Source organism: Deinococcus terrestris, assembly GCF_009377345.1.
GTDB classification, from domain to species: Bacteria; Deinococcota; Deinococci; order Deinococcales; family Deinococcaceae; genus Deinococcus; species Deinococcus terrestris.
The window spans coordinates 908,326-930,365 of sequence record NZ_WBSL01000001.1 but is presented as its reverse complement, the minus strand read 5'-3'; the positions used below and the strand labels follow the sequence as shown (position 1 = coordinate 930,365).

The window sequence follows — 22,040 nt, the reverse complement described above, 5'->3', positions numbered from 1 at the left end:
GGGCGCCCTTACTCCCGCGTGCAGCGGTAGAGCTTGACGCTGCGGGCCTTGAGGGTGGTCTCGCTTCCGGCAGGCCGCAATTCGTGCGCCCCGTCGTCGGTGGTGTCGAGGAGCAACTGCCACGCCGGGCACCCGTCGAAGTCCGGCAACCGGAAGGGCAGGTCGATGTGCGAGGCCGAGAACAGCAGCAGCAGGTCGTCGTCCTTCAGCGGGCGGCCCTCGGCGTCCACGTCGTCGAGGCCGTCGCCGTCGAGAAACATGCCCAGAGACTGGGTCTGGGGGTTGTTCCAGTCCTCGTCGCTCATCTCGGCCCCGTCGAAGCGCAGCCACACGATGTCGCGCACGTCCTCGCCCCGGATGGTGCGGCCCGAGAAGAACTTGCGGCGGTGCAGGGCGGGGTGCGCCTTACGCAGCGCGATCAAGCGTCGGGTAAAGGCCAGTAGGTCGGCGTCAATGTTCTGCCAGTCGTACCAACTGACAGGGTTGTCCTGGCAGTAGGCGTTGTTGTTGCCCCGCTGGGTGCGTCCGATCTCGTCGCCGCCCAGAATCATCGGGGTGCCCTGCCCCAGCAGCAGGGTCGCCAGGAAGTTGCGCTGCTGCTGCGAGCGTAGGGCGGTGATGGCCGGGTCGTCGGTCTCGCCCTCCACCCCGCAGTTCCAGGTGAGGTTGTGGTTGTGCCCGTCCTGGTTGCCCTCGCCGTTGGCATCGTTGTGCTTCTGCTCGTAAGTCACCGAGTCGCGCAGGGTAAAGCCGTCGTGGGCGGTCACGAAGTTGATGGAGGCGTACGGCTTGCGCCCGTCGCGCTGGTAGAGGTCGCTGCTCCCGGTCAGGCGGTAGCCGATCTCGGAGGCCAGCCCGCCCTCGCCCTTCCAGAAGGCCCGCATGTCGTCCCGGTAGATGCCGTTCCACTCGGCCCAGTTCACCGGGAAGTTGCCGACCTGATAGCCGCCCTCGCCCACGTCCCACGGCTCGGCGATGAGTTTCACCTGCGAGATCACCGGGTCCTGGTGGATGATGGTGAAAAAGCCCGAGAGCTGGTCCACCTCGTGCAGCCCCCGCGCCAGTGTGGAGGCGAGGTCGAAGCGGAAGCCGTCCACGTGCATCTCGGTGACCCAGTAGCGCAGCGAATCCATGATGAGTTGCAGGGTCTGCGGGTGCCGCACGTTCAGGCTGTTGCCCGTGCCGGTGTAGTCGAAGTAGAAGCGCGGGTTGTCGGCCACCAGCCGGTAATAGGTGGGGTTGTCGATGCCCTTGAAGCTCATCGTCGGCCCCATGTGGTTGCCCTCGGCGGTGTGGTTGTACACCACGTCGAGAATAACCTCGATCCCCGCGTCGTGCAGCGCCCGGACCATGTTCTTGAACTCGGGCACCGCGCCCGCCGGGTCCCCGCGCCGCGCCGCCGCCGAGTAGCGGACCTCCGGCGCGAAGAAGTTCAGGGTGGAGTAGCCCCAGTAGTTGCTCAGGCCCTTGCCCAGCAAGAAACCGTCGTCCACATGCTGGTGCACAGGCAGAAACTCGATCGCCGTGATGCCGAGGTCGCGCAGGTAACGCAGCACCGGCTCGGTCGCCACGCCCGCGTAGGTGCCGCGCAGCGCCTCGGGCACGTCGGGGTGCGTCATGGTCAGGCCGCGCACGTGCGCCTCGTAGATCACCGACTGGTGAAAGGGCACGTTCGGCTTCTGGTCGCCCACCCAGTTGAACAGGGGATCGATGACGATGCCCAGCGGGGCGCCGCGCTGCTCCCCCGTCTGCATGGTGAGGTCGTCCCCGCCCTGATAGCCCAGGATGCCCCGGTCGTGCTGCTCCACCCCGTCAAGCGCCTTGGCATAGGGGTCGAGCAGCACCACGTTGGGGTTGAAGCGCAGACCCTTTTCAGGCGCGTACTCGCCGTGGACGCGGTAGCCGTAGCGCTGGCCCGGCCCCACGCCCGGCAGGTAGCCGTGCCACACGAAGGCCGTCTGCTCGGTCAACGGCACGCGCGTCTCCTGGCCCGATTCGTCGAAGAGGCACAGTTCCACCTCGGCCGCGTTCTCGGAATACAGGGCGAAATTGGTGCCCTTACCGTCCCAGGTCGCGCCCAGGGGGTAGGGGCTGCCGGGCCGCAGCAGGGCGGGTTGGGTGGTGGGAAGATCGGTGATGGTCATGGGTGCTGGGGTCCTCCACGGGCTGGGAAAGGCCCGGTGTAGTGCGCGGAAGTCAGAGGCGGCGGCGGCCCCGCGCTGGCCCGGTCAGGCCCGCTGCCGCGAGGTCGCCGCCCATAGTTGGAAACGTTACCAGATCGCTCTCACGGCGCTCTGACGCCTGAAGACACTTCGCCGGGGGGACGGTTCAGAACCCGAGCTGTGCCCGTGGCCGCCCCAGTTGCGCCAGCTTCTCCGGTGTCCACAGCTCGTAGCGGTACATCGGATATTGCCGCTTGAAGCGCCCCACCCGGTCCCAGACCTCGCGCGACTCGAAGGGGATCACCAGAATCAGCCGGATGACCGAGTCCTCGGCGTCGTAGATATAGAAGTCGAAGTAAAAGGACTGCTCGGTGCCCCGGTCGGTGAAGAGGGGAAAGGGAAAGGCCCGGTAGCGCCACGCCTTGTTCCTGTCGGTCAGGATCTGGGCGGCCACCCGCTTGAGGGCGCTGTCGGCAAAGGTCAGGCGCTCGCCGTCGCGGTCGCGGAAGGTCGTGCCGGGGTCCGGCGCGTCGAGCTGCACCCGCTTGAGGTCTGGCAGGGCCTTCTTGCCGCCGCCCGCGCCCTCCCCCCGCGTGACCTTGGGTGGAGCCTTGCGCCCTGGACCCGGCTGGAAAGGCCGCTCGCTGCCTCCCCGTCCCTCCCCGCGTTCGCCGGGCTTGCGGCGGGCCGGATTGGTGCCGGACAGGGCGCCCCGGCCCTGGGACTGGCCCTGGCTGCGGGGACGTTCCCCGGCGCTTTGTTTCTCTTCCTGGCTTCCCGGCTCACGGGCGGGGCGGCTGGTGTCGCGGGTAATGCCGCCGCGTCCCTGCGCGGCCGTGCGTTTGGGCGGTCGGCCCCTGGAGCCTTTTCTGGGTCCGGTCATGGGGGTAGTGTAGCGGCCAGCCCCCGGCGGGCAGCCCCAGGGTCCAGCCGCTCCGCCCGCCCTTCCTGGCGTCACGCTGAAGGTCCGGGCGGCGGCACACGCTCCGGTTTCCCGCAGGTGACACCATGCAGGAAGAAAGGAGGCCCCATGCCCTATCACCTGACCATCGAGATCCGGAGCAACTCGGCCGCTGAACACTTCCAGCGCGAGTTCGGCAGCCTGCTGGACGCCAAACGCTACGCGCACAACCAGGTGCGCGGCGACATCTTCTGGACCGTGAGGGAAAACTGCCTGGAGGGCCTAGCGCCCAGTGACGCGCTGCGGATCGAGGCGACCGGGGAGGACGTGGGCAGGCCCCTGGACGAGGTTGTGGAGGAGGAAAGCGAGGCCCCGGTGGAGAACACCTCGCTGTTCACGCCGGACGGCCCGGTCGAGGAGCCGCGCTCACTCCCCCCAAAGGTCAGGGACGGGGCATGGCTCGCCCCGTCCCGACTTCTTTGCTGAATTGACCCGTTACTTCGCCAGCCCGCGAATCACGCTGAGGTTCACGAACTTGTTCAGGTCCGGCACGTCCCGCGCGAAGCCCGCTTCCTTGTTGAGCTGCGCGTACTCGGCCAGGGTCTTGAGGTTGATGTCCCAGGTGACCTTCGTGCGGGCGAGCGCCTTGAACAGGTCGGCGGTGCCCGGCCGCTTGCCGGTAAAGGCCTGAATCTGGTCCGCGATGGACTTCTGCGCCCCGGCGTTGCTCTTCTTGATGAAGTTGATGGCGCCGAGGTGTCCGCGCAGCAGGTCCTTGACGACTTCGGGGTTCTGCGAGGCGAACTTGGTATTCACCACGAGGACGGTGGTGGTGTAGTTGCCGCCCTCCCAGATCGCCTTCTCGTTGGCGATCAGCTTGGCCCCCTGCGACTCCATGATCGCGCCCCAGGGTTCTTGCACGAGCGCGGCGTCCACCTGCTTGGTGGCGAAGGCGGCGGGCATGTTCGCCGGGTCGATGGGCACGATGGTCACGTTGCCGCCCTCGTCGGTGGCCTTGAGACCGTTTTCGTGCAGCAGGTGCCGCAGGCTGATGTCCTGCGTGCTGCCGCGCGTGGGCACGGCGACCTTCTTACCCTTCAGGGCCTTGACGTTGCGGATGCCGCTGTCCTTACGGCCCACCAGCACCGCGCCCGCGTTCGCCGCGCCCGCGTACACCTGAATTGGCACGCCGCGCATAAAGGCGTTCATGGCCGGGCCGGGGCCGACGTAGGCGGCGTCGATGGCGCCCGCCGCAAAGGCTTCGTTGACCTGCGAGCCGTTGGCGAACTCCTTGACGACCAGCTTGACATTGCCGAGTTCCTTCTGGAAAAGGCCGCGCTGCACGCCGACCAGTCCGGCGGCGTGCGTCACATTGGGAAACACCCCGAGGCGCAGTTCCTTAACCTGCTGTGCGCCCGCGCTGCCCAGCAGCACCAGGGCAGTAAGAGAAAGAATCGTCCGCTTCACAAAACAAAGCATAGCAGAGAAGTTGACCAAGTTTGTAATCTGTATAGCGGGTACTCCCCGGCCTGTAGGCTGGAGCGATGAGATTCGCTGTGGCTGCGCTGCTGGTGCTCGCCCTCGCCCCGGTCGCAGCAGCGGGGGGCGGCCCTCCCACGTCCGGCACGTCCCGCACCTTCCACTACACCTGTGACGGCGGGCAGAGGATCAGCGCCACTTATGCCACCTTCGGTCAGAGTGGTCCCACCTTTGTGGTCCTGAACTGGCGCGGGCGGCAGTACGGTCTGGCCGAGGCCCTCAGCGCCAGCGGTGCCCGTTACGCCAGCCTGGCCGGACCGGCGGGAGCGCGCGGCGGCCTGGAGTGGTGGGAGCATCAGGGCGAGTCCACCCTGAGCACCTTTGTCGGGACTGGCACGGGGCGTACGCAGACGCTGCTGACGGGGTGCCTCACCGGGCGATAAATCGGCGGACTCAGGATGAGCCGCCGGGATACGCTGCGGCCATGCCCACAGCCCAGCTTGACGCCCTCGTGGATGAGGCCCGCGCCAGCAACACCAGCGCCCTCGCCGTGATGCAGGACGGGGAACTCCTCGTAGACGAGGTGCTGAACGGGCGGGGCGACCGCCCCATAGAGACGATGAGCGTGACCAAGGCTGTGCTGAGCCTGGTGGTGGGCCGCGCCATCACGCTGGGGCATCTGCCGGGGGCGAACGTGCCCGTCAGCGACTTCTTCCCGGAGTGGCGGCAGGGGCGCAAGCGGGACGTGACCCTGCGGCACCTGATGACGCACACGAGCGGGCTGCAAAACGTGCCGATGGCCCCCGCCGAGATTTATCCCAGCCCGGACTTCGTGCAACTCGCCCTGTGCGCTGAGTTGGAGCACGCCCCCGGCAGCGTCTTCGCCTATAACAACAAGGCCGCCAACCTGATTTGCGGCCTGCTGGAACGCGCCACCGGACAGAAAGCCGACGACTTCGCCCACGCGGAGCTGTTCGGGCCGCTGAGGATTGAAGAGACGTACTGGATTCGGGACAAAGCCGGAAACCCGCACGGCATGAGTGGCCTGGGATTGCGTGCCCGTGACCTCGCGCGGCTGGGACAACTCGCGCTGGATGGGGGAGAGGCGGGTGGGGCGGCGCTGATTGCGCGGGAGTGGGTGGAGGAGAGCACGCGTCCCGCGACCTCCGCTTATCCCCATATGGGCCTGCTGTGGTGGCTGCGGCCACAGTGGACCCGGATCGTGGTGACCTCCGGTCATGTGGAGGCGGTGGCCGCCGCTGCTGGAGTCACGCCGAGTGTGGCGGCCCTGGAGGCCTGCATGGGCGAGTGGACGTCCTGGGGGGAGCTGTGGCCCCGGCTGGTGGCCCACGGCTTCGACCGTGAGCAGATGCCCAGGGGCGTGCGCTGGGCGGACGAGCAGTTCGGTCCGGTGGTCGGTTTCGGACACGACGGGTGGCTGGGCCAGCATCTCCACGTCCTGCCGGGGCCTGGATTGGTCGCCGTGCGCCTGATCGACGAGGGGCAGCCCCGCGCCCACGAGGAGGCCAGCGCTTTCGCCTCCTTCCCCGACCGCATCCTCGCCCTCGCCTCCGCCTGACCGTTCCCTCTACCCCCGTCCCCTTTACCCTCCCCGCGTACAATCTGCGGGTGACGGTCGCCGCCCCCAACCTCTCCAGACTGATGCCGACCGCTCCGGTCGGGAACGTGCTGCTGCTGCCGCAGGTGGCCCGCGCCGCCCTGTTCGCCGCCCACCCCGGCCCCGCCGTGCTGCTCACTACCCCCGACCGCCTGGGCACCTACGCCTCCGCTGGGGCGCTGGGTTCGCCCGTCTCGGTCAATCCGGGGCTGCGCGACTGGGCGGGCAGGCACGAGCACGTGGTATTGGACGTGAATACGGCGCTGGACCTCTTCCCGGCCCACCCCGAGGACCATGCCCTCGCCCTGCGGGTGGGCGCGAGCTATCCGCGTGAGGAGCTGCTGGCCCGGCTGGAGCGCCTAGGCTACGAGCGCCTTCAGGACCCCGAGGACGACGAGACGGGCTACCTCCTGCGCGGCGACACGCTGGAGCTGCGGCTGGTGCCGGGGGTAGGCGTGCCGGTGGGCGAGGAGGCGCTGATCCTCCGCGCCGAGTTCTTCGGGGACGAGTTGGACACCCTGCGCCGCTTGGAGTCGGGCGAGCTAACGGGCGAGAAGATCGCGGCCTTTACCCTGGAGCCCACCGCCGACTACCTGACCGACGTGAAGTGGGACGCCACCCGCCTGGAGTTGCTGCCAGGCCGCGTGTTTCTGGACGCGCCGGAGTTCTACGCTTCCGCGCTGGGACCGCTGACCGACACGTTGTGGCCCCGGCTGCGGGAGCGCGAGGTCACGTCGTTTGGCCGCGCCCCGCTGGAGCTGACCGACTACGACCTTGGCCTGACGTCGCTGCCCTTTTACCGCGCCCGCCTCTCGGACCTGGAGCGCGACATCGGCGAGTGGCGCGGGGCAGGGTACCGGGTGCTGATTCTGGTTCGGCACGACCGCACCGCCGCTTACCTCGCGGACCGGCTGCTGAACACGCACGAAATCCCCTGGCTGAGCGTCCCCCGCGTGGAGGAGGGCGGCCTGGGCTTCCTGCGGGCGAATGGCGAGGGCGGCTTCGCCATCCCCGAGCACCGCACGGTCGTGCTGACCGAGGACCTGATCTACGGCTTTCAGGGCGGCTCGGCGCTGCGGGGGCGCAAGCTGGCGGGCAAACCTGTCACTGACGCGCTAGGGCTGCACGTCGGGGACTACCTCATCCACCCCGAGCACGGCATCGGGCAGTTCCAGGGGCTGGAGACGCGCACGGTGCTGGGCGTCACGCGTGACTACCTCAACCTCGACTACCGGGGGGGCGCCCGCCTCGCCGTACCCATCGAGCAACTGCCCGTGCTGCGGCGGCACCCTGGCACGACCGACGATCCCCCGGTGCTGTCTTCCTTCGACAAGAAGGACTGGGCCAAGGCCAAGGAAAAGGCCCGCAAGAACGCCGAGGAGGTCGCAGGCAAACTGCTCGTGCAGTACGCGGCCCGGCAGGTCACGCCCGGCAACCCGTTCCCCGCCCAGCCCGAGTGGGACGCGCAGGTGGAGAAGAATTTCGCCTTTGACCTCACCGCCGACCAGAAGACGGCCCTGAAGGAGACGATGGGCGACCTCGAACGCCCCATTCCCGCCGACCGCCTGATTTCGGGCGACGTGGGCTTCGGTAAGACGGAAGTCGCGCTGCGGGCCGCGCACCGCGTCGTGGGGCACGGCAAGCAGGTGGCGATGCTGGTGCCCACCACCCTGCTGGCCGAGCAGCACACCTCCACCTTCGTGGAACGCTTCAAGGACCTGCCCGTGCGGGTGGAGGGTCTGTCGCGCTTCACCGGGGACAAGCAGGCCAAGAGCATTCTGGGCGACCTCGCGCAGGGCAAGGTGGACATCATCATCGGGACGCACCGCCTGCTGTCGGGCGATATCGGGTTCAAGGACCTCGGCCTGATCATCGTGGACGAGGAACACCGCTTCGGGGTCGGCCAGAAGGAGAAGCTGCGGGCCATGCGTGGGCTGCCCGACGTGCCCAAAGACGGCAAGATTGAGATTCCGGAAGGCGTCAAGGCCGTGGACACGCTGGCCCTCTCCGCCACGCCCATACCGCGCACCCTGTACATGAGCATGGTCGGCCTGCGTGACATGAGCTCCATCCAGACGCCGCCCAAGGGCCGCAAGCCCATCCAGACGGTGCTCGCACCTTTCGACCCGGTGACCGTGCGCGACGCCATCCTCTCCGAGATCGAGCGCGGCGGCAAGGTCTTTTACATCCATGACCGCATCGCGTCCATCGGGGCGCGGAGCCTATACCTCCGCAACCTGATCCCGGAAGCCCGCATCGGCGTGGCGCACGGCCGCATGAACGAGGAGGAACTCGAGGAGATCATGCTGGGCTTCGCGGAGGGCGCCTTTGACGTGCTGATCTCCACGACCATCGTGGAAACGGGGCTGGACATTCCCGAGGCGAATACCATCCTGATCGAGCGCTCGGACCGCCTCGGCCTCGCGCAGCTCTACCAGCTCCGGGGGCGGGTCGGGCGGCGGCAGCAAACCGCCTACGCCTACCTCTTTTACCCCCCGCGCATGACCGAGAACGCCCAGCGGCGGTTGTGGGCGATTGCCGACCTGCAAGACCTCGGCTCGGGGCACCTGCTGGCCGAAAAGGACATGGAGATTCGCGGCGTGGGCAACATCCTGGGTGAGGAACAGCACGGGCACGTGCAGGCCGTGTCCATCGACGTGTATACGGAGATGCTCGCGCAGGCCGTCGCCAAGCTCAAGGGCGAGAAGATGGAGACGCCCGCTTCGGTCTCCATCGATCTGCCCATCAATTCGCGCCTCACGCCGGAGTACTTCGGCGGGAACGAGGAAGAACGCATCGCCACCTACGGGCGGCTCTCGGAGGCGCGGACCCTTCAGGCCGTCAGCCGGGTCGAGCGCGACCTGCGCAAGAAGTACGGGCCGCCCACCCCGGAGGTTCAGAACTTCATCGACCTCGCCAAGTTGCGCCTGACCGCCGTCGCCAAGCGCGTCCTGAGCATCGGGGAGACGATGACGCACCTTCAGGTGACCTTCGCGTACAAGTCGCTGGACTACGACGCGCCGGGCCTGAAGCGCTTCCCCCACCGGACTGAGGTGACGACCTTCCCACCTTCGGTCAAGCTGGAAAAGCGAGGGATCAAGCCGGACGACTACGCGCGGACACTGATCGATCTGCTGGGGTACTTCGGGTGAACAGGGGAGCGGGGTGGGTCACCGAGGTCCGGCACACCGCCGACCTGTCCGCGCCGACCCGCCGGGCCGTGCGCGAGCTGCTGGCCGCCGCGTACGGCGAGGACTTCAGCGACGACGACTGGGACCACGCCCTGGGGGGACTGCACACCCTGGCCTGGCTGGGCGGTCGGCTGATCGGGCACGCGGCGCTGGTGCAGCGCACGCTGCTGGTCGGGGACGCACCCCGGCGGGTGGGGTACCTCGAGGCGATGGCCGTGCACCCGGCCTGGCAGCGCCGCGGCGTCGGACGGACCCTGCTGCGGCAGGTCAACGCACAGGTGACCCGGGCCTACGACTTCGGGGCGCTCTCGACCAGCGACGAGGGCCTGGGGCTCTACCAGGCGGGCGGCTGGCGCGTGTGGCGCGGCCCGCTGCGGGTGATGACGCCTGCGGGTGTCCGGGAGACGCCGGAGGAGGGGGGCGGCGTGCTGGTTTACGCCCCGGCGGGCACCCTGGACGCGGCCCAGGAGGAGGGTGCGCCCCTGACCTGCGAGTTCCGCCGCGGGGACGTGTGGTAGGGGCACGGCAACCGGAACCCCGCGCCGCCCTCCCGTCCCACGCGCTAGAACTACCCCACCCATGAGCGACGAACACGAGAAGCAGGCCGCCGAGCCCGGCACCGAAGTCAAGGTCAAGGTCCGCACTGCGGAGGGCGACCGCCCCGAGGACCGGCCCCAGGACGAGGTGAGCGTCACCCGCCACCGCGTCACCGTGGGGGACCGCGAACTGGCCTACACCGTCACAGCGGGGACGATGGTGCTGGCCGAGGAGAAGCACGCCAAGGAGGGCGAGTCGGAGGGCGTCAAGCCCCGCGCCCGCGTCTTTTTCGTGGCTTATGCCCTCGACGGCGAACACGACCCGCGCACGCGGCCCGTCACCTTCAGCTTCAACGGCGGCCCCGGCAGTTCCTCGGTGTGGCTGCACCTCGGCCTGCTGGGGCCGCGCCGGGTGGTCATGGGCGACGCGGGGGCGCTGACCGGGCCGCCCTACGACCTCACCGACAACGAGTTCACCCTGCTGACCCACTCGGACCTCGTGTTCATCGACCCCGTGAGCACCGGCTATTCACGGGTCGAGGAAGGCGAGAAGCCCGGCGACTTCCACGGCTTTCAGAAAGACATTGAGTCGGTGGGCGACTTCATCCGGCTGTGGACGAGCCGGGCCGGGCGCTGGCTGAGCCCCAAGTTTCTGATCGGGGAGAGCTACGGCACCACGCGGGCGGCGGGGCTCAGCGGGTACTTGCAGGAGCGGCACGGGCTGTTTCTGAACGGCATCATGCTCATCAGCTCGATCCTCGACTTCTCCACGGTGGACTTCACGCCGGGGCATGACCTGCCGTATATCGTTCACCTGCCTACTGCCGCCGCGACCGCCTGGTGCCACGGCAAACTCGGCAGCGAGCGCTCGCTGGCTGACGTGCTGCGCGAGGCCGAAGCTTTCGCGGACGGCGACTATGCCCGTGCCCTGCACCTCGGCCCGCGTCTGAGTGAGGAGGAGCAGCGGGCGGTGGCCGAGCGGTACGCCGCCCTGACCGGGCTGGACGTGGCCTTCGTCCTCCGCAACAACCTGCGCGTGACCCTGGCCCGTTTCTGCAAGGAGCTGCTGCGCGAGGAGGGCCGCACGGTGGGGCGCCTCGACAGCCGTTTTACCGGGCTGGACCGTGACTCCGGCGGCGAGGCGAACGAGTATGACCCCAGCATGAGCGCGATCCTGGGGCCGTACACGGCGGCGATGAACCACTATGTTCGCGCCGAACTGGGCTTCGAGTCCGACCTCCCCTACGAGATCCTGACCATGCGGGTGCGGCCCTGGAGCTACAAGGAGTTCGAGAACAAGCACGTGCGCGTCTCGGACACGCTGCGGAGGGCCATGCACCAGAACGAGCACCTCAAGGTGCTGGTGGCGTCAGGCTACTTCGACTTCGCCACGCCGTACCACGCGACGCGGCACACGCTGGACCACCTCAGCCTCGACCCCAGCCTGCGCGGGAATGTCCGCGAGGTCTTCTACGAGGCCGGGCACATGATGTATGTCCACCGCCCCAGCCTGGAGCGGCAGTACGCGGACCTGACGGCGTTTGTGGAGTGGGGGGCAGCCCGGGGCTGAGCGAGGAGCCTACATCCGCCCGCAGGTCCAGCGCCGCTCGCCGCTTGCGGTGGGGATGACGACGCGCAGGCGGCCCACCTCGCCCTCAATGGGGGTGGCGGTGCCGCCGCCGAGCGCGCCGCCGGAGAAGGTGGCGACCGTTCGCGCGGCATTCAGCCCGTAGCGGCCCGCCACGCCGAAGGGGTCCACGTAGCGCCCATCGGCCTGCAACTGCACAACCCCGCGGGACTGGAACTCGAACTGCCATGACCCGTTCACCAGCCGGGGCTGGGTCTCGGTGCAGCCATACTTGCCGCTCTGAATGGCACTGACCTGCGGGGTGGGCACAGGTGCCGCCGCCGGACGGGGGGCCGGAGCCGCAGGGCTGGTGCGGGGCGCAGCAGCGCCCGCGCTCAGGGTGCACCACCCCAGGACCACCCCGTCACCATCGTCCGCCCACAGACCAGCCAACGGGGTCTTGCCCGTCCCGGCAAGCCGGAAGGCAGCCACATACCCGTCCTTATCGTCGGTCTCGTCCAGCAGGGTCAGGGTGTAGCCCAATGCCCCCAGGCCGTCCTGAAATTGCTCGGCGAGGTTGTCTCTGGACTCCGGCCACACCACATATTCGCTCTTCTGACAGGTGCCCCCCGCCAGGGCCGCGGCCTCCCGCAGCGCTCCGGCGAACTCGTTGACGGCGGTGCGGTCGGTCACGATCACTGCGTCAGGCGTGAACTGGGCGCTGACCAGGCTGCTGTTCGGGCCGGACTGGGCGTGGGCGGAAGAGGCCAGGAGCATGAAGAACAGGGTGGACGCCAGCCGATGGGTCATGGGAACTCCTGGGGTGGGTGGCAGGGTCAGGAAGGGCGGATGCCTCATTGTCCGCCCTCCGGTGAGCGGGTCAAGCCCCCAATGGAGGAAGCCCGCCCCAGTGTGTCGGGGCGGGCTCCTCGGTTCTGGCTTCGCTTACACGCTGATCTCAGCGAAGCGGGCGTTGTCCTGAATGAACTTCTTGCGCGGCGCGACTTCCGAGCCCATCAGGTCCTCGAAGACCTCGTTGGTGACCATCAGGTCCTCGACCTTGACCTGCTTCAGCGCCCGCGTCTCGGGGTTCATGGTGGTGTCCCAGAGCTGATCGGCGTTCATCTCGCCCAGGCCCTTGAAGCGCTGGATCTCGTACTTCTTGCCTTCCTTGTTGGCGCGGGCGACGTGCGTCTTGAGTTCTTCCTCGGTGTAGAGGTAGGTGCCCTTCTTCTCACGGCCCACGGTGATGCGGTACAGCGGCGGCTGCGCGATGTAGAGGTAGCCCTGCTCGACGACCGGGCGCATGTAGCGGTAGAAGAAGGTCAGCAGCAGGGTGGCGATGTGCCCGCCGTCCATGTCCGCGTCGGTCATGATGATGATCTTGTGGTAGCGCAGGTTGGAGAGGTCGAAGTGCATCCGGTCCCCGGTGCCCTCCACGCCCGCGCCGATGGCCCCGATCAGGGCACGAATCTCGGCATTCTTGAGAATCTTGTTCAGCTCGGACTTCTCGACGTTCAGGATCTTGCCGCGCAGGGGCAGGATGGCCTGGAAGCGCCGCTCGCGCCCGCCCTTGGCCGAGCCGCCCGCCGAGATCCCCTCCACGATAAACAGCTCGGACTCGGCCGGGTCCTGGCTCGAGCAGTCGGCCAGCTTGCCGGGCAGGTCGTCGTTCTCCAGGGGGTTGGAGCGGCGCACGATGTCGCGGGCCTTGCGGGCGGCTTCGCGGGCGCGGGCAGCCTCGGCGGCCTTCTCCACGATGGTCTTGCCGACCTTGGGATTCTCTTCGAGGAACTCCGCGAACTTCTCGCCCACGATGGCGTTCACGGCGGTCTGGGCCTCGCTGTTGAGCAGCTTGACCTTCGCCTGAGACTCGAACTGCGGCTCGGGCAGCTTGACCGACACCACGCAGTAGATGCCTTCCAAGAGGTCGTCGCCGCTGGGCACCGGGTTGCCGGACTTGATCAGGTTCTTGTCCTTGGCGTACTTGTTCAGGATGCGCGTGTAGGCGGTCTTGAAGCCGGTTAGCGGCGTGCCGCCGTCGCGGGTGCGGATCATGTTCGCGTACGTCAGGATGTTGTCGCTGGAGTAGGTGTTCGCGTGGATGAACGCGACCTCGACCTCCACGTCCAGGTGGGTGCCGCGCATCACGATAGGCTGGTCGTACAGCAGCTTGGAGTCGTCGGTGACCAGCGCCCGCGCGAAGTTGGCGATGCCGCCCTGCTCGTGGAAGACCTCTTCCCGAACCTCCCCGGCGTGCAGCTCGGTCCGCTCGTCGCGCACGACGATCTTCAGGCCGGTCAGGTAAGCCAGCTCGCGCAGGCGGCCCCGGATGCGGTCGTAATTGAAGAGGTTCTCGAACTCGGAGAAGACGGTGGGGTCGGGGTGGAAGGTGACTTTGGTGGACCACGTCACGTCGGCGGGGGTCTGGCCCAGCACTTCCAGCGGCGTGACGACCTCGCCGCGCTCGAAGCGGATGTGGTGCAGCTTGCCGCCCTTGTTGACGGTCACGTCGAGGTAGGTGGACAGCGCGTTCACCACGCTGCTCCCGACCCCGTGCAGGCCGCCGGACACCTTATAGGCGCCGCCGCCGAACTTGCCGCCCGCGTGCAGCTCGGTGAAAATCACCTCGATGGCGGGGCGGTTCTCACTCTTCATCATGTCGACGGGGATGCCGCGCCCGTTGTCGGTGACAGTGGCCGAACCGTCGGCGTGCATGATGACGTGGACCTCGTCGGCAAAGCCGCCCAGGCCCTCGTCGATGGCGTTGTCGATGATCTCGGTCAGCAATTGGTGGTAGCCGTCGATGCCGGTGCCTCCCTGCACGTACATGCCGGGGCGCTTGCGAACGGCCTCCAGCCCCTTGAGAATCGAGATGGAGCTGGCGTCATAGGCGGGAGTCTGGGTCATGATCCTCCTGGCGTTGCCCCCACGGGGACACGTCCTGAGCTTGGATGGGTCGATTCGGAAAAAACGGGCGCTGGGTGCGCCCCCGAAGGTCTTCACAGTATACTCCCGGACTTGAAACGGGTCAAATGGATTACGCACGGGGCGTAATAAGGGGTGGGGAGTTGGGCGGGCGTAGCGGCAGAGCTTCGCTCGGTATTGGACGGCCTCGGTATCAGCGGTCACAATGGCCTACGCATGCGCCCGCGTTCTGCCGCTCTTCTCGTCCTCGCTCCGTGGCTGCTGGCCCCTGGACTCGCGGCGTGGCCGGGTGGACTGGCTGGGGCGGCGGCTCCGGCTGCCCCAGCCCCGCGCGTGACCTTGCAGCGCCTCCCCGCCGCGCTCCCGCCGGAGCAGTGCCGCCTGCCCACGCCCGCCCCCACGCGCACCCGCGCGGTCTTCGTGCTGGACACCAGCGGCTCCATGCGCGGCATCGGCGACGGGCAGGCGGACATCTTCGGGCGAGTCAAGGCGGCGGTCAACGGGTATGTGCGCTCCGAGCAGCCCGACCGCGTGGAGCTGCTCACCTTCGACCAGGGGCTGCGCTCGCGCCAGGGCTACAGTCTCCCGGCCGACCGGACGCGCTGGAACACCGACCTCGCCGCCTTGCGGGCCGACGGGCGCAACACCTACCTCTACCGCAGTCTGGGGGAAGGGCTGGCCCCGTTGCAGGCTGGAGGGTACGTCACCACCGTGATCGTCCTGACCGACGGCACCGACAACGACCCCGCCGGGGACTGGACGGCGGCGCGGGCGCTCGCGGCCTTCGGGGGGCGCGGGGGGCTGGACACGCTGCATTACGTGGCGCTGGGCACGCCCCTGCCCGCCGACGCGCGGGCGGCGCTGCGGGCGAGCGGCTACGCGCGGGGCGTCAGCCTGCCGGTGGGCGAGGTGCCTGTGCTGGCGCGGGTGGCGCCGGGCACGGCCCTGCGCACGGTGCCCGACCCCGCGCGGGTGCCGGTGCCCTGGCCCGACGGCACGCCGCTCACGCTGAGCGCCCCGGAGGGAGTCACGCTGGCCGCCCCGGTCGTGGAGGAGGGGCGGGCGGCCCTGCGCGTCGGGCGGGAGGTGGCCCCCGGCGCCCCGGCCCTACTGTGCGCCCCGGCGCCGGAAGCGGGCGGTCTGCCCCGGCGGGCGCTGCTGCGGCTGGCAGTGGGGGAGACGGCGGCGCCGAGTGCGGCGACCTCTGCTCCGGTGCAGCCCCGGCAGACCGGACTAATGTGGCTCAACCCCGGCGCCGACCGCACCCTGGGTCCCGGCGAGAGCGTCACCCTGCGCTACCGTCTGCCCGCTGGGGTGGCGTCTGTGGCCCCTGCCCTGCGCCTCCCCCCCGGCCTGGGCGGGGAGGTCTGGACCCTGCCGGGTGGGCGCGAGGTGACCGTGCAGCTTACGCGGGTGGGGGAGGCGGCAGGCGCGGGGGTGCCCCGGCTGGTTGTGGGTGGGCAGACCTTCGCCCTCGCCCCGGTGGGGGGGCCGGAGGATGCCCCGGGCGGCTCGGGGAACGGTCTGGGGGCGCTGTGGGCTGTCCTTGCCGGAGTGGGCCTGGCCGCGCTGGTGGGCGCTGGCCTGCTGGGGCTGGGGCGCCGCCGCCGTCGCCGCCGCCGCCGGGCGCCCGCACCCGCGCCCGTTCACGCGCCCCCCGAGGCCATCGAGGGGCTGGAATACACCCCCGACCTCGCCCTGTGGTTGGTGGGGCGGGGTGGGCGGCGGCAACCGCTGGCGGCTCCGCTGGACGCGCCCTTCGATCTGGGGCAACTTGCGCGGGTGCCGCACCTCAGCGGGCTGCGGCTTGGGCACGAGTCCGGCGGCCTGCGGGTGCTGCGCGTTCCGGCCGACCTGGAGGTCAGTCAGGGCACCCGGCTGTTGCAAGGGGGCGAGGTCGTTCGCCCCGGCACCCTGCTGGGGCTGGCGGTGGCGCACCCCTCGCGCTCGCCGCACCCGCCGCTGGGCAGCTTGGTGGGCCTGGGCCTGCCGCTCTCGCTGCACGCCGACGGGGTGGGGCTGCGCCTGAGTGGCCCTTACGGCGAACACGCTGTCACGCTGTCGCCGGGGCTGGTGGACCTAGGCACGCTGCTGGGGGCGCCTGCCCTCGCGGGCTTGCGCGTGACCGTCAGCGGCCCGCGCATCCTGCTGGCGACCGTTCCGGCAGGCCTGAAGCTGCGCCGCGCCGCCGACGGCGCCGAGCTGCGGCCCGGCACCTATCTGCCCCCCGAGACGCGGCTGGAGTGGTGACCCGGAGGCCGACGGCAGGCCGTTGAACCCCCCCGAAACTCTGGCCGAAGGGAACGGCACCCGGACAGAATCTGCATGAGCGGTCCGGTTCCCGCTTCAGGTTAGGCTGCTGGGCATGGAGTTGCTGCGGCTCATTCACGGGTATCAGTTCAACAATGCGCTGGCCTTTCTCTTTCCCACCCCCTACGCGCTCGCCACGCTGGTGCTGTTTGTTTGGAGCCTCGGCCCGGCGCTGAAGGGGGAGCTGCGCGGCGGCTTCCTGGTGTGGCTGCGCTTGACGTGGGTGCTGACGCTGATTCCGGTCGTGACGGGCGTGATCCTCTCGCTGGGGGGCGCGAAGGTCCCCAGCGCCACTGCCGTGCAGGGCACCCAGACCAAGTACGGCTATCCCGCCGACCCCAGCCGCGACTGGGAACACTGGATGTACTCGGCCTTTTGCCTGCTGAGCCTCTACGTGCTGGAGGTGCTGGTGCGGGGCAAGCTCGTCGAGCACCGCCGGGGCCTGCGCTTTCTGCCCGTCGTGACCCTCTTCCTGTATGGCTGCGCGTACATGGTGGGGCGCGTGGCGGTGTTTCCGGGAAGTACGCCGGGGACGTGAGCGGCCAGCCGCCAGCAGCCAGTAGCCAGCAAAGGCGGGCCAGGGCTGGGCGCTGGAAGCTGGCGGCTGGTAGCCTCTCTCCCATGCACGACATCTCCAGACCCCTCACCCCCGGTCACCCCACCTGGCCGGGGGACGCGCCGTACCGCCTGGAGCCGGGCGCCCGGATCGCGCGGGGCGACAGCGTGAATACGGGCGAACTGCGGACCAGCACCCACACCGGCACCCACGTGGACGCCCCCTGGCACTACGCCGACGACGCGCCGAGGCTGGAGGAGGTCGGCCTGGAGCCTTACCTGGGCCGCTGCCGGGTGCTGACGGTGCGGGCGCGGGAGGGCCTGGTGGGGCCGGAGGCGCTGGAGGGCCTGCCGGACATGCTCCCGCCCCGGCTGCTGCTGCACACCGGCCAGCCCGCCCACTGGGCCGAGTTCCCAGAGGACTTCGCCGCCCTCTCGCCCGACTTCGTCCGCGAGGCTGCCCGGCGCGGCGTGTGGCTGATCGGCACCGACAGCCCCAGCGTGGACCCGCTGACGAGCAAGACGCTGGACGCCCACCACGCCTGCCGCGAGGCCGGAGTCCTGATTCTGGAGGGCCTCAACCTCAGCGCGGTGCCGGAGGGCGACTATGACCTCGTGTGCCTGCCGCTGCCCCTCGTCGGGGCGGACGGTGCCCCCGCCCGCGCGGTGCTGCTGCCCGCTGGGACGCTCCCGGAGGTTCCCTGATGAACGGTGCCCTCAGACGTGACCTGTTCGCCATGCCCCCCGGCATCTACCTCGACGGCAACAGCCTCGGCCTGATGCCCCACGCGGCGCGGGAGGCGGTGCTGCGCCGACTGGACGAGTGGCAATGCGACGCGGTGGGCGGGTGGGACGCCTGGTTCGGCCTCGCGGAGTCGCTCTCGCCCCAGATCGGGCGGCTGGTGGGGGCGCACCCGCACGAGGTCATCGCTACCGGGAGCATCACCGCCAATCTCCATTCGCTCCTCGCGGCCCTGTACCGGCCCCAGGGCGAGCGGCGGCACCTCGTTGCCACCTCGCTCGATTTCCCGTCGGACGTGTACGCCCTCCAGAGTTGGGCCGCGCGGCACGGGGCGGAGGTCCGGCTGATTCCTTCCCGCGACGGCCACACCCTCCACGACGACGACATCGCGGCGGCGCTGGGGGATGATGTGGCGCTGGTGCTGCTCCCCACCGTGCTTTACCGCTCCGGGCAACTGCTGGATGTGGCGGGGGTGACGCGCCTGGCCCATGAGCGCGGCGTCCTGATCGGCTGGGACGCCGCGCACAGCATCGGGAGCGTGCCGCACGCCTTCCACGAGGCCGGAGCAGACTTCGCGGTGTGGTGCCACTACAAGTATGTTAACGCCGGGCCGGGGGCGCCGGGCGGCCTCTTCCTGCACGAGCGGCACCACGACCTCGGTCCCGGTCTGCGCGGATGGTGGGGTCACGACAAGGCGACCCAGTTCGAGATGGCGCACGAGTTTCGCCCGGCGGCGGGGGCCGGGGCCTATCAGCTCGGGACGCCGCCCATCCTGGCGCTGGCCGCGCTGGAGGGGGCCTTGACCGTCTTTGACACGATGGGCATGGCCGAGATTCGCGCCCGCAGCCTGGACCTGACCTCCCACCTGATGGCGCAGGTGGCCGAGCATCTGCCCGAGGTGCGGGTCGTCACCCCGCGCGAGCCGGGGCGGCGGGGCGGGCACGTCGCCCTCGCGCACCCGGAGGCGCACGCCCTGAGCCTCGCCCTGCGCTCGCGCGGCATCGTCCCCGACTTCCGCCAGCCGGACATTCTGCGCCTCGCCCCAGTCGCGCTGTACAACGCGGAGGCCGAGATAGAGGAGACCGTGCGCGTCCTGCGCGAGCTGCTGGACACTGGGGCGCACCGGGCGGTGGAGGCGGCGGGGCTGGTGACATAGCGCGTAGGGCTGAGGGGAGGGCGTGGGAGGCGTTCTGGGACGCCTCCCACCTTCCTCTCCCCCCCTGTTACCCTGAGCCATGGACTCCGCCCTCCTTGCCTTCGCGGGCCTCTCGCTGCTGCTGACGGTCACGCCGGGGGCAGACACGGCGCTGGTGACGCGGGCGGCGCTGGCGGGGGGGCGTCCGGCGGGGTTCGGGGCGGTGCTGGGGGTGACGAGCGGGCTGCTCGTGCACGCGGCCCTGAGCGCCCTGGGCCTGAGCGTGCTGCTGGCCCGCAGCGCGGCGCTGTACGAGGCCGTGCGGCTGGCGGGGGCCGCTTACCTGCTTTACCTCGGTGTGCGGGCGTGGCGCGAGGCCCGGCACACGGCGCAGGCTGCCGGGGAGCCCGGCCCCCGCCTGGGCTTCGGCCCCGCCCTCGCGCAGGGCCTGACCACCAACGTGCTCAACCCCAAGGTGGCCCTGTTCTACCTCACCGTGCTGCCCGGCTTCGTCCGCCCCGGCGAGGGGGCGCTGGAGCGGTCGCTGACCCTGGCGCTAATCCACTTCGGCTGGGGGGTGATCTGGCTGGGCCTGCTCGTGCTGCTGATCGGCACCCTCGCCCCACGTCTGCGTTCGCCGCGCGTCCGGGCGTCCCTCGAACGGGTGACCGGCGCCGTCATGGTGGCGCTGGGGCTGCGGGTGGCGCTGAGCCGTTGACTGGGGCGCTTGCGGCGGGTGGCCTGGAGCTTATGGGAAAAAGGAAAGAGGAGGTAGGAGGCGTCCTGGAACGTCTCCCACCTTCTTCTACACGCCACAGGCCCCGGTCCACACGCTAGAACCCGAAGGCCTCCAGCACCTCGCGCGGCGCCCGCCTGGGCCTTCCGGTCACCGGGTCCACCCACACCCACTCGGTCTGGCACTCCGCGAGCCGCTCGCCGTCCGTGCCGTCGTCGGTCGCGCGGTCGAGCGTGTAGGCGCGGACGCTGCGGACGCCTGCATGATGGGTCAGGGCGGTGCGGACGCGCACCCGGTCTCCCAGCAGGGCGGGCCGGTGGTACGTGATGACATGCTGCCGCGCGACGGGCACGGCCCCCAGCGCGGTCAGCGCCTCCGTGCCCATCCCCTCGCGCAGGGCGTGGGCGCGGGCCACCCGCTCGCACCACGCGAGGTAGACGGTGTTGTTGACGTGGTTGAGGTCGTCGAGGTCGTCCGGCTCCACGGTCAGGGTGACCTCATGCTTGCGCTGGGCGGGCAACTCGGCCCACAGCACGTCGGCGTCGGGGATGGAGAGCTTCAAGCCTGCGCCTCCTCCCACAGCCGGTTCACGGCCCGCGCCCCCTCAATGTCTGCCATCGTTACGCCGCCCGCGTCGTGGGTGAAGTAGCGCACCCGCAGCCGCGCGTAGTGGAGGTGGAGGTCGGGATGGTGCCCGGCTTCCTCAGCCATCCGGGCGATCCGCAGGGTGAAGTCCACGCCGTCCATGTAGCTCCCGAACTTGAAGTCCCGGTAAAGCTGGCCGTCGTTGCCCCACCAGCCTTCGGGCTTGAGGTCCTGCACGTCTCCGTCGCTGAGTTTGCGGCTGGCGTCGTGCGCCATGCGCGGGTCATAGGGGTGGTAGCTCATGCGGCCCATGCTAGAGCGCCCCCACCTCCCACCTCTGCTCAGCCGGAACGCGGTGCAACGCCTCACCCCAAGAGGGGAAGGTGTGACATTCCTAGCATCTTGAGCTAGGCTTAGGCCCTCATCAGGTTGCCGTCAGGAAGGGGGAGCTATGCGCGTATTGCTGCTCAGGCTGTTGGGGCGTCGTCGCTCGCCGGTTCGGGGTCGGCCAGTGGTAATTCCCGCTATCACGGAGTTCGATCTGTTGCGGGCGCTGGGGTGCGACGAGTAGGGGTGGGGACGGGCGAGAGCGGAGCCGTCAACTCTGCTTGTGGACTGAGCTGAAGAGGGTTACGGTGCGGGGGTCATGAAAAACTTTGCCGTGTTAACCCTGGCCTCGACTGGCCTGCTGCTGGCCGCCTGTAATCAGACTCCCGCGCCCAGCTCCCTGGCTGCGCTCTCCGGCACCGTCGTGGAGGGCAGCTTCACGGAGACGGCGACCTCTTTCCGCCTCACGACGGGGCCGTGGACGGGCGGGGCGGGCAGTGTGCGCGGATACCTCGTCGGTGAGGACGGGCTGACGGGGCAACCTGCCACGACGGGAACCCTGACGGCGGACGGCAAATTCGTCCTGACGCTGCCCACGCCCACGGCGGCGCAGCTCAGCGCGATTGACACGGACCTGTTCGGTGCCCTGCCGGAGGACTACGACTTCGCCGCCGATTGCCTGCCGCAGATCACGCTCAGCGACAGATCGGTCCGCAGCACCTCGCTGCTCGTGGAGGTGGACGCGGGCAAGGACGGCGCTGTTCAGCCTGCCACTCTGTCGCTTGACGGGACGCCTGGGCAAGGCAGGCTGACGTTCAGCTTCGGCGGGCTGACCTACGTTGACCGTAGCGTCACCCTGAAAGGCAACCGGACCTGCACCGTGGAAGGCGAGCGCCTCACAGTGCAGACTGATCTGCGGTTGGGCAAGGGTTGGAACAAGGTGCAGCTCGCCGTCACCGGCGACGAGGCGACCGGCGTCTATACCGTCAGCGCCGTCTCGGGCAGCTTCTCGTCCGACAACTGGGTCTTCTTAGACGCGGACTTGACCGGCCTGAGCCTCAAGTCCAAACTGCCCAAGCCCACCTTCCTGGGCCGCTGAACCCCTTCTGCCACGAAGTCGCCCCCACGCGGGGCGGCTTTTCCTTCTCCCTCTCCCAAACGCGACCTGTATTCCGCTGACAACAGAATGCCCTGCGCTATGCTCGGCGCGTGCCGGGAGCTGCTGCCCAACATGTGCTCAAAGGAACCGGGTCGGGGGTGCTGCCGCC

19 protein-coding genes are annotated in these 22,040 nt (G+C 69.4%); 12 read left to right on the top strand and 7 right to left on the bottom strand.

All coding sequences use genetic code 11. The annotated features are described in order from the left end of the window. Positions 1-8: 8 nt before the first annotated feature. The gene (gene glgX, locus F8S09_RS04620; RefSeq protein WP_152869297.1) at positions 9-2,144 is read right to left on the bottom strand and encodes a glycogen debranching protein GlgX; all 2,136 of its coding nucleotides are present in this window, start codon (positions 2,142-2,144) and stop codon (positions 9-11) included. A 184-nt stretch (positions 2,145-2,328) separates the two neighbouring features. Continuing rightward, on the bottom strand, positions 2,329-3,045 hold the full coding sequence (locus F8S09_RS04615; RefSeq protein ID WP_152869295.1) for a hypothetical protein: 717 nt from the start codon (positions 3,043-3,045) through the stop codon (positions 2,329-2,331). Positions 3,046-3,192: 147 nt separating this feature from the next. Here F8S09_RS04615 and F8S09_RS04610 point away from each other — a divergent pair, with 147 nt between their 5' ends. Further along, positions 3,193-3,549: a hypothetical protein gene (locus F8S09_RS04610; protein ID WP_152869293.1), complete on the top strand. Its 357-nt coding sequence runs from the start codon at positions 3,193-3,195 to the stop codon at positions 3,547-3,549. A 9-nt stretch (positions 3,550-3,558) separates the two neighbouring features. Here F8S09_RS04610 and F8S09_RS04605 read toward each other — a convergent pair whose 3' ends face one another. Next, positions 3,559-4,530, bottom strand: a complete 972-nt coding sequence (locus F8S09_RS04605) for an ABC transporter substrate-binding protein (RefSeq protein WP_322618525.1) — start codon at positions 4,528-4,530, stop codon at positions 3,559-3,561. Positions 4,531-4,607: 77 nt separating this feature from the next. Here F8S09_RS04605 and F8S09_RS04600 point away from each other — a divergent pair, with 77 nt between their 5' ends. The 5 genes from F8S09_RS04600 to F8S09_RS04580 all read left to right on the top strand — a co-directional run bounded on the left by F8S09_RS04600 (position 4,608) and on the right by F8S09_RS04580 (position 11,457). Continuing rightward, a complete protein-coding gene (locus F8S09_RS04600; protein ID WP_152869289.1) occupies positions 4,608-4,985 on the top strand; it encodes an MliC family protein in 378 nt (125 codons plus the stop codon). Positions 4,986-5,026: 41 nt separating this feature from the next. After that, positions 5,027-6,121, top strand: coding sequence for a serine hydrolase domain-containing protein (locus F8S09_RS04595; protein ID WP_152869286.1), 1,095 nt, complete (start codon positions 5,027-5,029; stop codon positions 6,119-6,121). Between the two features lie 50 nt (positions 6,122-6,171). Continuing rightward, complete coding sequence (locus F8S09_RS04590) at positions 6,172-9,312, top strand: DEAD/DEAH box helicase (RefSeq protein ID WP_322618524.1); 3,141 nt, start codon at positions 6,172-6,174, stop codon at positions 9,310-9,312. Continuing rightward, positions 9,309-9,869, top strand: a complete 561-nt coding sequence (locus F8S09_RS04585; RefSeq protein ID WP_152869284.1) for a GNAT family N-acetyltransferase — start codon at positions 9,309-9,311, stop codon at positions 9,867-9,869. The genes F8S09_RS04590 and F8S09_RS04585 overlap by 4 nt, the downstream gene beginning before the upstream one ends. 61 nt (positions 9,870-9,930) lie before the next feature. Next, complete coding sequence (locus F8S09_RS04580; protein ID WP_152869282.1) at positions 9,931-11,457, top strand: S10 family peptidase; 1,527 nt, start codon at positions 9,931-9,933, stop codon at positions 11,455-11,457. Positions 11,458-11,466: 9 nt separating this feature from the next. Here F8S09_RS04580 and F8S09_RS04575 read toward each other — a convergent pair whose 3' ends face one another. Further along, complete coding sequence (locus tag F8S09_RS04575) at positions 11,467-12,264, bottom strand: hypothetical protein (protein WP_152869280.1); 798 nt, start codon at positions 12,262-12,264, stop codon at positions 11,467-11,469. Between the two features lie 135 nt (positions 12,265-12,399). Then, positions 12,400-14,364 (bottom strand): DNA topoisomerase subunit B, encoded by a 1,965-nt coding sequence (locus F8S09_RS04570; protein ID WP_152869278.1) that lies wholly within the window; start codon positions 14,362-14,364, stop codon positions 12,400-12,402. A 234-nt stretch (positions 14,365-14,598) separates the two neighbouring features. Here F8S09_RS04570 and F8S09_RS04565 point away from each other — a divergent pair, with 234 nt between their 5' ends. The 5 genes from F8S09_RS04565 to F8S09_RS04545 all read left to right on the top strand — a co-directional run bounded on the left by F8S09_RS04565 (position 14,599) and on the right by F8S09_RS04545 (position 19,842). Then, positions 14,599-16,632, top strand: coding sequence for a vWA domain-containing protein (locus F8S09_RS04565; protein WP_152869276.1), 2,034 nt, complete (start codon positions 14,599-14,601; stop codon positions 16,630-16,632). 115 nt (positions 16,633-16,747) lie between these two features. After that, positions 16,748-17,230, top strand: coding sequence for a hypothetical protein (locus tag F8S09_RS04560; protein WP_152869274.1), 483 nt, complete (start codon positions 16,748-16,750; stop codon positions 17,228-17,230). An 83-nt stretch (positions 17,231-17,313) separates the two neighbouring features. Further along, entirely contained in the window at positions 17,314-17,952 is a 639-nt protein-coding gene (locus F8S09_RS04555; protein ID WP_152869272.1) for a cyclase family protein, read from the top strand. Continuing rightward, a complete protein-coding gene (kynU, locus tag F8S09_RS04550) occupies positions 17,952-19,145 on the top strand; it encodes a kynureninase (RefSeq protein ID WP_152869269.1) in 1,194 nt (397 codons plus the stop codon). The genes F8S09_RS04555 and kynU overlap by 1 nt, the downstream gene beginning before the upstream one ends. Before the next feature lie 79 nt (positions 19,146-19,224). Continuing rightward, positions 19,225-19,842: a LysE family translocator gene (locus F8S09_RS04545; protein WP_152869267.1), complete on the top strand. Its 618-nt coding sequence runs from the start codon at positions 19,225-19,227 to the stop codon at positions 19,840-19,842. A 115-nt stretch (positions 19,843-19,957) separates the two neighbouring features. Here the strand turns inward: F8S09_RS04545 and F8S09_RS04540 are convergent, their stop codons facing one another. Beyond that, a complete protein-coding gene (locus tag F8S09_RS04540) occupies positions 19,958-20,422 on the bottom strand; it encodes an acyl-CoA thioesterase (RefSeq protein ID WP_152869265.1) in 465 nt (154 codons plus the stop codon). Further along, positions 20,419-20,748 (bottom strand): 4a-hydroxytetrahydrobiopterin dehydratase, encoded by a 330-nt coding sequence (locus tag F8S09_RS04535; protein WP_152869263.1) that lies wholly within the window; start codon positions 20,746-20,748, stop codon positions 20,419-20,421. Before F8S09_RS04535 ends, F8S09_RS04540 begins: the two co-directional genes overlap by 4 nt. Before the next feature lie 343 nt (positions 20,749-21,091). Here F8S09_RS04535 and F8S09_RS04530 point away from each other — a divergent pair, with 343 nt between their 5' ends. Continuing rightward, entirely contained in the window at positions 21,092-21,871 is a 780-nt protein-coding gene (locus tag F8S09_RS04530) for a hypothetical protein (protein ID WP_152869261.1), read from the top strand. The last annotated feature ends 169 nt before the right edge of the window (positions 21,872-22,040 follow it).

Bases quoted from the DNA above. Each gene is read 5' to 3' on its own strand.
- glgX (WP_152869297.1), bottom strand. From the start codon at position 2,144: ATGACCATCACCGATCTTCCCACCACCCAACCCGCCCTGCTGCGGCCC.
- F8S09_RS04615 (WP_152869295.1), bottom strand. From the start codon at position 3,045: ATGACCGGACCCAGAAAAGGCTCCAGGGGCCGACCGCCCAAACGCACG.
- F8S09_RS04610 (WP_152869293.1), top strand. From the start codon at position 3,193: ATGCCCTATCACCTGACCATCGAGATCCGGAGCAACTCGGCCGCTGAA.
- F8S09_RS04600 (WP_152869289.1), top strand. From the start codon at position 4,608: ATGAGATTCGCTGTGGCTGCGCTGCTGGTGCTCGCCCTCGCCCCGGTC.
- F8S09_RS04595 (WP_152869286.1), top strand. From the start codon at position 5,027: ATGCCCACAGCCCAGCTTGACGCCCTCGTGGATGAGGCCCGCGCCAGC.
- F8S09_RS04580 (WP_152869282.1), top strand. From the start codon at position 9,931: ATGAGCGACGAACACGAGAAGCAGGCCGCCGAGCCCGGCACCGAAGTC.
- F8S09_RS04575 (WP_152869280.1), bottom strand. From the start codon at position 12,264: ATGACCCATCGGCTGGCGTCCACCCTGTTCTTCATGCTCCTGGCCTCT.
- F8S09_RS04570 (WP_152869278.1), bottom strand. From the start codon at position 14,364: ATGACCCAGACTCCCGCCTATGACGCCAGCTCCATCTCGATTCTCAAG.
- F8S09_RS04565 (WP_152869276.1), top strand. From the start codon at position 14,599: ATGCGCCCGCGTTCTGCCGCTCTTCTCGTCCTCGCTCCGTGGCTGCTG.
- F8S09_RS04560 (WP_152869274.1), top strand. From the start codon at position 16,748: ATGGAGTTGCTGCGGCTCATTCACGGGTATCAGTTCAACAATGCGCTG.
- F8S09_RS04555 (WP_152869272.1), top strand. From the start codon at position 17,314: ATGCACGACATCTCCAGACCCCTCACCCCCGGTCACCCCACCTGGCCG.
- kynU (WP_152869269.1), top strand. From the start codon at position 17,952: ATGAACGGTGCCCTCAGACGTGACCTGTTCGCCATGCCCCCCGGCATC.
- F8S09_RS04545 (WP_152869267.1), top strand. From the start codon at position 19,225: ATGGACTCCGCCCTCCTTGCCTTCGCGGGCCTCTCGCTGCTGCTGACG.
- F8S09_RS04535 (WP_152869263.1), bottom strand. From the start codon at position 20,748: ATGAGCTACCACCCCTATGACCCGCGCATGGCGCACGACGCCAGCCGC.
- F8S09_RS04530 (WP_152869261.1), top strand. From the start codon at position 21,092: ATGAAAAACTTTGCCGTGTTAACCCTGGCCTCGACTGGCCTGCTGCTG.